General features: G+C 74.6%; 10 protein-coding genes and 1 pseudogene. 6 read left to right on the top strand and 5 right to left on the bottom strand.

Annotated elements, in window-relative coordinates:
- Positions 1-3 precede the first annotated feature (3 nt).
- From AL2_RS19680 to AL2_RS19670, 3 genes are read left to right on the top strand one after another with little or no spacing between them, the layout of a single operon-like run.
- A complete protein-coding gene (locus AL2_RS19680; protein WP_067635476.1) occupies positions 4-213 on the top strand; it encodes an MbtH family protein in 210 nt (69 codons plus the stop codon).
- A gap of 34 nt (positions 214-247) precedes the next feature.
- On the top strand, positions 248-868 hold the full coding sequence (locus AL2_RS19675) for a GNAT family N-acetyltransferase (protein ID WP_245666744.1): 621 nt from the start codon (positions 248-250) through the stop codon (positions 866-868).
- Positions 865-1,596 carry a thioesterase II family protein gene (locus tag AL2_RS19670; protein ID WP_083946697.1) on the top strand — a complete coding sequence of 244 codons (732 nt, stop codon included), beginning with the start codon at positions 865-867 and terminating at the stop codon, positions 1,594-1,596. The genes AL2_RS19675 and AL2_RS19670 overlap by 4 nt, the downstream gene beginning before the upstream one ends.
- 140 nt (positions 1,597-1,736) lie before the next feature.
- Here AL2_RS19670 and AL2_RS19665 read toward each other — a convergent pair whose 3' ends face one another.
- Complete coding sequence (locus AL2_RS19665) at positions 1,737-2,795, bottom strand: S1 family peptidase (RefSeq protein WP_067635472.1); 1,059 nt, start codon at positions 2,793-2,795, stop codon at positions 1,737-1,739.
- Between the two features lie 353 nt (positions 2,796-3,148).
- Here AL2_RS19665 and AL2_RS19660 point away from each other — a divergent pair, with 353 nt between their 5' ends.
- The 3 genes and pseudogenes from AL2_RS19660 to AL2_RS36515 form a co-directional block, all read left to right on the top strand.
- Positions 3,149-4,141 (top strand): ABC transporter ATP-binding protein, encoded by a 993-nt coding sequence (locus AL2_RS19660; RefSeq protein ID WP_067635470.1) that lies wholly within the window; start codon positions 3,149-3,151, stop codon positions 4,139-4,141.
- 32 nt (positions 4,142-4,173) lie between these two features.
- The gene (locus AL2_RS19655; RefSeq protein ID WP_067635468.1) at positions 4,174-5,127 is read left to right on the top strand and encodes an ornithine cyclodeaminase family protein; all 954 of its coding nucleotides are present in this window, start codon (positions 4,174-4,176) and stop codon (positions 5,125-5,127) included.
- Positions 5,128-5,382: 255 nt separating this feature from the next.
- A pseudogene (locus AL2_RS36515) lies at positions 5,383-5,919 on the top strand (response regulator); the annotation flags it as partial.
- Here AL2_RS36515 and AL2_RS19650 read toward each other — a convergent pair.
- From AL2_RS19650 to lanKC, 4 genes are all read right to left on the bottom strand, one after another.
- Positions 5,851-7,686: an ATP-binding cassette domain-containing protein gene (locus tag AL2_RS19650; RefSeq protein ID WP_067635466.1), complete on the bottom strand. Its 1,836-nt coding sequence runs from the start codon at positions 7,684-7,686 to the stop codon at positions 5,851-5,853. The pseudogene AL2_RS36515 and the gene AL2_RS19650 overlap by 69 nt on opposite strands.
- On the bottom strand, positions 7,683-9,440 hold the full coding sequence (locus tag AL2_RS19645) for an ATP-binding cassette domain-containing protein (RefSeq protein WP_157438256.1): 1,758 nt from the start codon (positions 9,438-9,440) through the stop codon (positions 7,683-7,685). The genes AL2_RS19650 and AL2_RS19645 overlap by 4 nt, the downstream gene beginning before the upstream one ends.
- A gap of 61 nt (positions 9,441-9,501) precedes the next feature.
- Positions 9,502-9,612, bottom strand: a complete 111-nt coding sequence (locus AL2_RS37565; protein ID WP_089315262.1) for a SapB/AmfS family lanthipeptide — start codon at positions 9,610-9,612, stop codon at positions 9,502-9,504.
- Between the two features lie 5 nt (positions 9,613-9,617).
- Positions 9,618-12,173: a class III lanthionine synthetase LanKC gene (gene lanKC / locus AL2_RS19640; protein WP_067635462.1), complete on the bottom strand. Its 2,556-nt coding sequence runs from the start codon at positions 12,171-12,173 to the stop codon at positions 9,618-9,620.
- Between the last annotated feature and the right edge of the window lie 26 nt (positions 12,174-12,199).

Raw genomic sequence — 12,199 nt, 5'->3', positions numbered from 1 at the left:
CAGATGAGCAACCCGTTCGAGGACCCCGACGGCACGTACACCGTCCTCGTCAACGACGAGGGCCAGCACTCGCTGTGGCCGTCCTTCGCCGAGGTCCCCGCCGGCTGGACGGTGGCCAAGGACGAGGACACCAGGCAGGCGTGCCTGGACTACATCAACGAGAACTGGACGGACATGCGGCCCAAGAGCCTCATCGAGGCGATGGGTGGCTGACGGGGTCTGGGGGCCGCCCCCGGGAGACGGCGCCGTGAAGATCCCCTCGGTCACCGAGTGGGAGATGGAGATGCTGGACGCGGCCGACCTGCGTCCCGCGCCGCTGCCCGGCGTCGAGATGACGTTCACGCTGGCCGCGCTGCCGTCCGCCGACGTCAGCCGCGCCCTGTACGCGACGGTCGGCTCCCGCGTCTGCTGGACGGACCGCTTCCCGTGGACCTACGAGCAGTGGCGGTCCTGGGTGGAGCGTTCCGAGCTGAGCACGTGGATCGCCATGGCCGAGGGCACCATCGCGGGGTTCTTCGAGATCGAGGCGCAGCCCGGCGGGAACACCGAGATCCACCTCGTGGGGCTCACCCCCGCGTTCGTCGGCCGCGGCTACGGCGGCTACCTCGTCGAGCAGTGCACCCGCCGCGCCTGGCAGCGCGGCGAGCTGTGGGCCCCGGGCGCGGGCCCCGCGGCGCGGGTGTGGCTGCGCACCAGCAGTCTCGACCATCCGAACGCGATCGCCAACTACCGGCGCCGCGGTTTCAAGGTCGCGGCGGAGACCACCGCCCCGAAGCTCGTCCCGGACCCGAGGGTCGCGCCCTGGCCGCTGCCGCAGGACCCGCGCCGGGCGTCCCGCCGGTACGAGGAGGAGGAGTTGATCACGTGACCTGGTTCCGCTGCGCCGAGACGCGCCCCTGGGCGTCGATGCGGCTGTTCTGCCTGCCGCACGCCGGCGGGTCGGCGGTGTTCTACCGGCCGTGGGCCAAGGAGATCAGCCCGGCCGTCGAGGTGCACGCCGTCCAGTACCCGGGCCGCGCCGACCGGATGGCGGACGCGTTCGTGACCGACGCCCACCAGCTCGCCCGCCTCGTCGCCGGGGCGATGGCGCCGCTGATGGACCGGCCCGCCGCGCTGTTCGGGCACAGCATGGGCGCCGTCCTCGCCTACGAGGTGGCGCGGCTGCTGCAGGAGCGGGGCAGCGCCCCGGTGCACGTGTTCGCCTCCGGCGCCCGCCCCCCGCACGACCGCCCCGACGACCGCGTCTCCGACCGGGACGACGACGGCGTGGTCAAGGAGATGATCGGGCTCGGCGGCACCGATGCCGAGCTGCTGCAGGACCCGGAGCTGCGCGAGCTCGTCCTCCCGTACGTCCGCAACGACTTCGCCCTGATCGAGGACTACGCGCACCGGGACGGGACGCGCCTGGACGTTCCGCTCACCGCGATCATCGGGGACGCCGACCCGCACGTGTCGCAGGAGCAGGCGCGCGGCTGGGCGCGGGCCACCGGCGGGCGGTTCGCGCTGAAGGTGCTGCCGGGCGGCCACTTCTACCTGACCGACCGGCAGGCGGACGTCATCGCGGAGATCCACCGCACCCTCGAAGTGCCCGCCTGAGCGCGCCGGCCGGGCGGCCCGGCCGGGCCCTGACACGGCGGACGGGCCGCCCCCACGGAGTCCGGGTGGGGGCGGCCCGCCTCTCACGTGGGGACGGCCCGCCTCTCTCACGGTGCCGTCTGCTCAGTCGAGCCGCGAGATCAGTAGACGCTCAGCCCGTAGCGGGAGAGCGGCTCGGTGACGGGCTGGAAGAACGTCGTCCCGCCCGAGGAGCAGTTGCCGCTGCCGCCGGAGGTTAGCCCGATGGCGGTGTTCGGCGAGGCGAGGAGCGAGCCGCCGCTGTCGCCCGGCTCCGCGCAGACCGTGGTCCGGATCAGGCCGCTGACGCTGCCCTCCTGGTAGTTCACGGTCTGGTTGAGCGCGGTCACGCTGCCGCTGTGCAGGCCGGTGGTGCTGCCGCTGCGGTACACGGTCTGCCCGACGGTGGCGTTCCCGACGCGGGTGATGTCGTAGGTGCCGTTGTAGAGCTGCACGGCTCCCTGTGTGTCGGCGGGCGTCGAGGTGTACTGCACGACGCCGTAGTCGTTGCCGGGGAAGCTGCTGGCCACGGTCCGGCCGAGCGTCCGGCCCGAGCGGTCGGTCCAGGTCGTGCCGATGTTGGTGCAGTGCCCGGCGGTCACGAAGTAGTACGTGCTCCCGCTGCGGACGTTGAAGCCCAGGGAGCAGCGGGCGCCGCCGGTGTAGATGGCCTCGCCGCCGAGGGTGAGCGGGCGGAACGCCCCGGCCACGCGCTCGGTGCGGACGGCCGCGCCCTGCTTGGCCGCGGCGGCCTTCACCTTCTTGAGCTTGGCGCCCTTGACCGTGCTGTCCATGGTGAGGACGACCTGGTTGCTCGCCGGGTCGACGGCCCAGGCGGTGCCGGGGACGGTCGCCTCGCGCTTGAGCGCCGACATCGTCTTCTTCAGGTCGGTGGCGCTGCGCGTGACGGTCTTCGGCACCGCGCCCGCGGCGCGGACGGCCTGCGCGGCCTTCGCGTTGGTGACCGTGACGACCAGCTTGCCGCCCTTGAGGTAGGAGCCGGCGGTCTGCGAGCCGAGCGTGCTCGCAAGGGAGCTCGCCAGCGTTCCGGGTGCGGCCGGTGCGGCCGGCGCGGCGGGGCTGGCGGACGCGGCGGGAGCGGCCGCGAGGGTGGCGGCCACGAGGCCGACGGTCGCCGTGGTGACGGCGGCGGCGCCGACGCGCCTCTGACGGTTCTTCACTTGTGCCTCCAGCGGGGGGGTTGGCGCACCCTTGTGGTGCGCCGGAGGTCCTGGACATGGTGTAAGAACCGTCAATGCGGACGTAAGACGCAGAAGGTGACTAATTCCGGGCGAGGTCGTTGGCATCCTGCGGGGCCCTGCGTGGTCAGTCCGGGCATGCGGCGGCCCCGGCCCGTCCAACCGAACGCGATTATGTTTCGGGATGCGGCCGGAGCATCCCGACCGGCCCTCCTGGACCGGGCGTCCCATGGGCCTCCCCGGCGCGCCGTTCCCGACGTAGAGTCGGAGGCGGCGGGGGACCGGACCTTTGACGCGGATCCCCCCGCCCCCGGTTCCCCGGCACGGGAGTGCCCATGGGCGTCGAGATCCGGGTGGAAGGGCTGAGGAAGTCGTTCGGGCGGCAGGTCATCTGGGAGGACGTGTCGCTCACGATCCCGGCGGGTGAGATCTCCGCGCTGCTCGGGCCGTCCGGCACCGGCAAGTCGGTGTTCCTCAAGAACCTCGTCGGGCTGCTGCGGCCCGACCGCGGCCACGTCTACGTCGGCGGCGGCGACGTCCCGCGGCTGGGCGAGCGCGAGCTCTATGAGCTGCGCCGCCAGTTCGGCGTGCTGTTCCAGGACGGCGCCCTGTTCGGCTCCATGGACATCTACGACAACATCGCCTTCCCGCTGCGCGAGCACACCAGGAAGGGCGAGTCGGAGATCCGGCGGATCGTGCTGGAGAAGATGGACATGGTCGGGCTGGCCGGGTCGGAGAACAAGCTGCCCGGCGAGATCTCCGGCGGGATGAAGAAGCGCGCCGGGCTCGCCCGCGCCCTCGTCCTGGACCCCGAGATCATCCTGGCGGACGAGCCGGACTCCGGCCTCGACCCCGTCCGCACCGCCTACCTCAACCAGCTGTTCGTCGACCTGAACGCCGAGCTCGGCGCCACGTTCCTGATCGTCACGCACGACATCGGCACCGCCCGCGTCCTGCCGGACAACCTCGGCCTGCTGTTCCGCCGCGGCCTGGTGATGTTCGGGCCGCGCGAGATGGTGCTGTCCAGCACGCACCCGGCGGTCAACCAGTTCTTCAACGCGCGCCGCGAGGGTCCGATCGGCATGGCGGAGGAGAAGGACGTCGCCGACGCCGCAGCCGAGCCGCAGACGCCGCCGATGCCGGCGCCGATCCCGCCGCAGCTGATGCCGAGCGACGGCAGCCGCCGCCCCTCGATGCGGCGCCCCGGCGAGTGGCTGCGCGATCACCGGGTCACCCCGCCGCCGGGCTCCTTCGTCGACGAGCAGGGACGCGACTGGCTGGCCGACTGGGACACGCTCGTCGCGGGATGGCGCCGGCCGCCCGGCTAGTCACCGGACGGGGGGAACGGGAGAATGGTCCCGTGACGCTCCTTTTGACCCGTTCCGACCTTGAGTCGGTGCTCGATCCCGCCACCTGCCTCGACGCGCTGCGCCGCGGCTTCACCGCCCCGGCCGACGGCACGGCCGCCCGCCGGGTGATCGCGAAGCTGCCCGGCCAGGGCACCGCCACGGCGCTGCTGCCCGGCGTGGTCGCGGAGGTCCCCGCCTACACGGTCAAGGTCAACGCCAAGTTCCCCGGCAGCCGTCCGGCGCTGCGCGGCGTCGTCTGCCTGCACGACCTCGGCACCGGCGAGCTGCTGGCGCAGCTGGACTCGGCGACCGTCACCGCCTGGCGCACCGGCCTGGCCGCCGCGCTCGGCACCCACGCGCTCGCCCGCCCCGACGCCGGAACCGTCGCGGTGATCGGCGCGGGCGCGCAGGCGGAACTGGTCCTGCGGGGCCTCTCGGAACTGCGGGAGGTGCGCGGCCTCACCGTCTGCGACCTCGACGCGGGCCGCGCCGCCGGCTTCGCCGAACGGCACGGCGCCCGGCTCGGGCTGCGCGCGGCCGTCGCCGCCGACCCGCGCGCCGCCGTCCGGGACGCCGGGATCGTCGTCATGGCGACCTGGGCGCGCCGCCCCCTCCTGCACGCCGCCGACGTCGCGCGCGGCACGCACCTCACCTCGCTCGGCGCGGACGAGCCCGGCAAGGCCGAGCTGGGCGCCGACCTGCTGGAGGGCGCCCGCGTCGTCGTCGACGACGTCCCGCTCGCCGTCGAGATGGGCGTGCTCGCCGGGGCGGGCCTCGACGTGAAGCACGCCGCCGGGACGCTCCGCGACCTGCTGTGCGGCCAGGTGCCCGGCCGGGTGAAGCGCGGCGAGGTCACCGTGTACGCGCCGGTCGGGCTGCCCTGGCAGGACCTCGCGCTGAGCTGGACGGCCTACCGGGCGGCCCGCGCCGCCGGCGCCGGCGTGGAGTTCGATTTCCTGACGTGATCAGGTGTGTATCGCCCATTTCGCGGAATACCGGTCGGTGGACCTGTGTATGCACTCCTTTGCAATGACGCCCTGAATAGTGTTAACTCCTCTGAGTTAGCCGACCTGTCGATCTCGTCAAGGTGACCCGATGGAATCTCGATTTCACCCCGACCGAATCCCAGGATTACCCATGAGATCGCCCCCGTGAATCCGTCGAGAGCGAATGGCGTTCAGTAATGACGTTCTTCCAGGGCCACGGTGGGTGGCTGGCCAATGGAGACGAATATGATTCGCATTCTTCTCGCCGAGGGGGCGCCTCTGCTCCGCGGCGGGCTGGTCGCGTTGCTCGAAGGGGTGAAGGATATCGACGTCGTCGCCGCGATCGGTACCGGTGAGCAGGTGCTCCGGACCGCGCGCGGGCAGCGGCCCGACGTCGCGCTCATCGACGTCGGGCTCCCCGGACTGGACGGCTTCACTGCGGCCCGCGCGCTCCGCGAAGCCGTCCCCGAGTGCAGCATCGTCCTGATGGCGGGCCGCTGCCGGACCGGTGACCTGCGCCGGGCGGTGGCCGCGCGCGCGTCCGGCCTCGTCCTGAAGGACACCTCGCCCGGCGACCTGGTGGACGCGATCCGCCGGGCCGCGAACGGCGCCCGCGTCATCGACCCCGACATGGCCTTCACCGAACTGGGCTCGGAGCAGAGTCCGCTCACCGAGCGGGAGGCCGAGGTGCTCTCGCTCGCCTCACGGGGCGCCTCGGCCGCGCAGATCGCCGAGGACCTCGTCCTGACGATCGGCACCGTCCGCAACCACCTGTCCCGCATCAACCGAAAGATCGGCGCGCAGAACCGGGTGCAGGCCATCCGGATCGCCGAGGAGGCCGGATGGCTGTGATCCCTCCTCCCAGCGCCCGATGAGGTCCCGGTAGAGCGGGCAGACCGCGGGCAGGTCCGCGTGCCGCCCGAGGTACGGGCGCGTCCCGTCCAGCACGAGGACGCGGCGCGCCCGCACGGCCGAGCTGATCCGGTGCGCGATGACGATCAGCGTGCCCGGCCGCCGCGCGAACGCATGCTCGGCCCGTGCCTCGGCGGCCGCGTCCAGCCGGTACGCGGCCTCGTCGAGGACGACGACCGGCTGCGGCGCCAGGTAGGCGCGGCACAGCGCGATGAGCTGCCGCCGCGCCTCGCCCAGCGTGCCCGGCTCCAGCCGGGCGCCGTAGCCGCCGAGATCCCGGACGAGCCCCGCGAGGCCCAGCGCGTCCACGGCCCGCCCGACCTCCTCGGGCTCGGCGCCGGGCGCGTAGTAGGCGAGGTTGTCGTGCAGCGTCCCGCTGAACACGTACGCCTCCTGCGGGATGAGCACCCGCCGCCCGGGGTCGCCCGCCGGCCGTCCCGCCACGAGCACCTCGCCCTCGTCGGGCTCCACCAAGCCCGCGATGAGCGCCGCGAGCGTCGACTTCCCGATCCCGCTGGGCCCCACCACCGCCAGATGGTCGCCGTCCGGCACCACGAGATCGAGTCCCTCGATCACCGGCCGCGCGCCGTACCCGAACGTCACCCCGCGCAACTCGACCGCCGGTGCGCCTTCGACGGGCTCCGCCCGTACCGGCCGGGGCGCGTCGGGCGCGCTCGTCTCCAGGATCCGGCCGAGCGTCACCGCCAGCCGCAGCCCGCTGCCGCCCATGCCCTGCACGAGCGTCCGCAGCGCGGGCTGGAGCCCGTGCAGGACGTACGTCAGCGCCCCGATGACCATGCCGGGCGTGGCGCCGCGCCGCATCAGCCACGGCGCCGCCGCGAGGACGAGCAGCAGCGGCAGCCACCCGCTCACCGCCAGGGACACCGCCCGCAGCGCCGCGAACCGCGCCACCGCGCGTCCTGCCGCCGCCTGCGCCTCCACCGCCGCGCCCAGCTCCGCCCGCAGCGCCTCCTCGCCGCCGCACGCGACGGCGTCCCGCAGGCCCTCGGCCAGCGCCGCCGTCCGCTCCGCGATGTCCTCCTCGCCGACCACCAGGGCCCGCTGCCGGACGGCGGCGGCCCCGAACACCGCCCCGAACAGCACGAGCCCGGCCAGCAGGGGCGGCACGACCAGGACGACGACCTCGGGCATCATCGTCAGCAGCCCGAGCAGCGCCGCGCCGGCCGAGAACACGAACCCGCGCGCGACGACGAGCAGCCCGCCGAAGGTGTCCCGGACGATCTCCACCTGATGCGTGAGCCGCGCGACCGCCCCGGTGTCGGGCCGCCCCCGCAGCGACCGGTACAGCGCGCCGCCCGCGACCCGCCGGACGAGGTCGTCCCGGAACGGCTCCACGATCGCCGCCAGCGCCGGATACAACCGCCGGCTCCCCAGGGCCCCGACGAAGGCGGAGACCGCGAGCACCCCGAGCCAGACCACCGCGCCGTGCGTCCGCCCCGTCCGGAACGCGTCCGCAGCCTCCCCCACGGCCCGGCCGAACACCGCGGTAGGCGCGACCTCCACCACCGACCACGCGAGAGCCCGCGCCACCGCCCGGGGCCGGGCCCGGACAGCCTCCCCGACCGTCCTCCGGAGAACCCGCGCCGCCTCCCGCCTCCCGCTCATCCCGCCTCCCGGCCGTCGGGGACGCCGCCATCGGAGGCGCGGCGGTCCGGCCCGGATGCCGTGGTCCTCGCCTCGGGGGCCGTGAAGACGGCCCGGTAGGCGGGGTCGTTCCAGAGGGCCGCGTGGGGGGCCAGCGCGCGGAGGCGGCCGTTCTCCAGCCAGGCGACCAGGTCCGTGCGGGCGGCCGTGGAGGCCCGGTGCGCGATGATCAGGCGGGTGCGGTCGGCGAAACGGGTCAGGACGGCGTCGGTGATCTCCACTTCGGTGACGGTGTCGAGGCTGGACGTGGCGTCGTCCAGGACGAGGACGCGGCCGGCGTGCGCGAACGCTCGGGCCAGGCCCGCGCGCTGGAGTTCGCCGCCCGACATCGGGGCTTGCCGAAGCGGGGTGTCGTAGCCGCCGGGCAGGCGCCGGATGAAGGCGTCGGCGCGGGCCGCCCGGGCGGACTCGACCAGGCGCGCCTCCGGCGGGCGCGCCGGGCCGAACGCGAGCGCGTCGCGGACGGTCGCGCCGAACAGGGCGGGGCGGGCGAAGGCGTACCCGATCTCGCGGCGGAGCGCCGTGCGGGTGAGGCGGGGGAGCGGCGTCCCGTCCAGCAGGACCTCGCCCTCGTCGGGATCGGCCAGGCGGCCGGCGAGCGCGGCCAGTTCGGAGGTGCCGGAGCCGGACCGGCCGACGACCGCGACGGCGCGGCCGCCGGGGACGGTCAGGTCCAGGCCGTCCAGGACCCCCAGTGCGGTGACGCCGCGAAACTCCAGGCGCCCCGGGCCGGGCGGGGCGGCGTCCGGGCCGTGGGAGGGGACGGGCAGCGCGAGGATCTCGGCGGCGCGGCGGGCGCCGGCGCGGGCGCGGCCGAGGCGGAGCACCTGGGTCAGGACGGGCCCGAACCCGGCGGCGAGCCCCGCGTACTGGACGGTCGCCACCAGCTCGCCCGGCGTGACGCGGCCCGCGGCCAGCTCCGCCCCGGCGACGCCGACCGCCGCAACCTGGAGGAGGAGCAGCGCCAGCAGGCCGCGGGCGGCGACGCCGCCCTGGACGCGCCACATCGTCTCGCCCTCCGCCCGCAGGCCGGGGAGGGGTTCCAGGATGCGGGCGGTCTCGCGGTCGGCGGTGCCGGCGGCGGCGATCGTCCGGGCGCCGCCGAGCGCCTCGGCGAGGCGGCCCGCGATCGTCCCCTGGACGTTCAGGTACCGGGTGGCGGACGCGGTGATGTCGCGGACGAACGCGCGCATCAGCAGCGCCACCGCCGGGAGCGCCACCGCGATCGCCGCGGCGATCCGCCAGTCGATGAGGCAGAGCGCGGCGAGCGCGCCCGCGGCGGGCAGCAGCCCGGCGGCGGCCTCGGGCGCGGCGGCGGGCGCCACCCCGGCCTCGGCGGCGCCGCCCACCGCCCGTCCCGCCACGTCGCCGGGAGGGATGCGCAGGGCCGGCCCCACCGCGAGGAGGTGCCGGACCAGGGTGTGCCGCAGCCAGGCCGTCGCCCGCGCGGTGGCGCTGCCGGCCGCCAGCTCCGCGAGCACCTCGGCGGCCGCGGACACGGCGACGAGCGCGGCGCACGGCCACAGCGCGGCCGTCGCGGGCGAGCCGCCCGGCGGGACGGCGTCGATGGCGCGGGCCAGCGCGAGCGGCAGCAGCACGGCCGCCGCCGCGTCCGCCAGCGCGGCCGCCGCGACGAGCGCCGTCCAGCCGCGGGCGCGCCCGGTGGCGCGCAGCAGCAGCCGGTTCGGCCCGGCCGCCGCGGGTTCTGCGGTCATGATCGTCTCCATGACGATGACGGCCATGGCCTCGCGGGGAGGCCATGGCCGTCAGCGGCCGTCACAGGCAGATGGTGATGCTGTGCGAGCTGTGGCAGAGCAGGCTGAGGCTGCTGTTGCCGCCGCCACCGCCGTTCTCCGACACCATTCCCTGAAGGTCGAGAAGCGCCATGTTCTTCACCTCCTTTCGGGCTGGATAGAGGTGACCGCCGCGGGGGTCCCCGCGGGGAGTTCGCGGGCCGTCCCGAAGAACGGCAGCCCGGCCGGTGCGTCGTGGAGGGCCGCGCCGAGCGCGAGCAGCACGCCGGCGGTGCCGGTCGCGAGGTCCATCGACAGCCGGTACATGTGCTCGCCCGGCATCGCCAGGCCGCCGCCGTAGGGGAGCGCGTGCCAGGCGAGGTCGCGGACGTGCCCCGCCACGCGCGGGTCGCTCCGGTCGTGGCGGGCCAGGTAGAGGAGCATCCCGGCGCGTCCGCTGAACAGGCTCGGCTGCGCGTAGTAGCGCGACATCGCGGCGATGCGGACGGCCATGCGCGCCGTCTCGAACTCCTCGTCCGGACGGTGTGCGAGGTACTCGTCCAGGACGAGGCCGATGCCGACGCTGCCCCGGCCGAGGTAGGGGAGCACGCGGCTGCCCTGGTCGACGTGCAGCGCGCCGTTGCCGTCGGTGACGCAGGCGGCGAGGTCGCGGCGCAGCGCGGCCGCGGCGAGGTCGAGCAGATGCGGGTCGCCGGTGCGCTCGTGGGCGCGGACGAACATCAGCGCGGCGCCGGCGCCGCCGTGCATGAGGCCGGGGCGTGTGCTCCGCCCGTCCGGTGCCCGCTCCGCGACGAGGTTGGCGGCGCGGCGGGCCTCGTCGTGCAGGGACGCGTCACCGGTCTTCTCCGCGAGGTCCTCCAGGACGAGGGCGAAACCGGGCAGCCCGCCGTAGAGGTCGTCGCCGAGGCGTTCCCAGCGTTCGTTGAGGCAGTGGTGGACGGCTGTGAGCGCCGCGTCCTCGTGACCGAGGCGGGCCAGCAGGTGGGCGGCGCCCATCAGCCCGTCGTAGAGGCCGAGCCCGGTGCCGCGCCGGGGATCGGCGGCCTGCCCGGCCAGCCATTCCTCATGCCCGGGGAACCGGCCGGCGCCCGTGGCGTCCAGCGCGTACAGGACGCCGGCGGCGCCGTGCGCGAGGCCGAGGGACGCGCCGGAGAACTGCTCCACGTCGCCGGGGAACAGCCGGTCGGCCCGGCCGGGCGTGGCGCTCGCCAGGATGGCGCGCGACAGGGACTCCCTGGCGCGGTCCCAGCCGGGCGCGTCCGGGACGAACCTCGGCGCGGGCACCGGCGGGACGTCCCGCGCTATCTGCTCGACGGCCTCGTCCAGGAACGCCCGGGGCACCGGGAAGTTCTCGGCGATCAGGTCGGCGAGCTGCCGCGCCTTGCCCCGGTCGATGACGAACAGCGTGGTCAGCGGGACGAACAGCGCGAGCCGCAGGCAGGCCAGGCTGTAGCGGTCGACGCCGGTGCCGCGCCGGTCCGGCGGGGCGAGGAACGCCGGGTTCGCGAGGGTCTGCCGGCCGCCGTCGGACGCGGGCGCCGCCGTCTCGAAGTCGATCAGCGCGACCGAGTCGTCCGGGCGGACCATCACGTTGAACATGTGCAGGTCGTTGAACGCCACGCCGCGCTCGTGGATCGCGGCGACGACGCGTTCCACCCCCTCGTGGACGCGCAGCGCCCACTTCGTGTATTCCGCGGTCCTCCCGGGATCAGGTTCGGGATCGAGCATGGGATGGCGCTCGGCGAAGAACGTGTTGAGCGTGCGCCCCTCGATGAACTCCTGGACGAGGAAATGGTGCTCGCCGAGCGCGAACCAGTCGAGTGCGGCGGGGACGCCCTCGATACCGCCGAGTTTCTGGAGAATGTCGCGTTCCCGTTCGAGCCGGGTCACCGCGTCCGCGCCGTCGGCGGCCAGGCCGGCGTGCGGACGTCCCTCCTTCAAGACGACCCTCGTCCCGCTGCGGGTGTCGATCGCCTCGTAGACGCCGCCGCCGTTGGAGAAATGCAGGGCCTTCTCGATGCGGTACGGCAGGTCGGTCGTCGTCGTGGCTCCGCGCGCGTCGAGGTGCGGTGCCAGGCAGGCCGGCAGGCTCACCCACGCCGGGACGGAGAAGACCGGATCGCGGCGGTCGGGGACGAGCTCGCCGGCGCCGTTCTCCAGCGCGGGCACGAGCCTTCCCTGCTCGTCCAGGCAGCGGCGCTCGGCGAACCCGCCGTACCGCACGTGCAGCGGACCGCCGCCGATGCGCAGGTCACTGAGGATGTACGGGCCGGGAAGGCCGTCGAGGACCGCGCCGAGCCCGGTCAGCACCCGCTCCAGCGCGCGCTCGTCCTCGGGGTAGATCGTGACGAGCTTGCCGCTCGCGCCGCGCGGCGCGTACTTGGCGTTCCGCCTCCGCAGCGTGCCGGGGCCGCGCAGGTGCTTGAACTCGATGCCGTGGCCGACGCAGTACTCCCACGTCCCGGAAAGGATTTTCCCGGCGCTTTCCGCGCACCCGGTGACATGCACTTTCCAGCCCTGCGCGGGAGTGCGCTGCTCCGGCGGAACGTAAACGATCCATTCATCGCCGAATACCTGTTCCCAGCCGTCCGGCAGTTCGCGGCCGGCGATGTCGAAATCGGTGCGGCGGTTGACCGGGGGAGCGTCATAGAACGCCTCGTCCGCGAGGCAGTAAAGCTCATACCCCTTGTCCACAGCCGAATTCCCTTCCGCGTTGACCC

The sequence above is a fragment of the Actinomadura latina NBRC 106108 genome (genome assembly GCF_001552195.1).
In the GTDB taxonomy this organism is placed as follows: domain Bacteria; phylum Actinomycetota; class Actinomycetes; order Streptosporangiales; family Streptosporangiaceae; genus Spirillospora; species Spirillospora latina.
The sequence above is the reverse complement of the archived record's forward strand: the minus strand, read 5'-3'. Positions and strand labels throughout refer to the sequence as shown.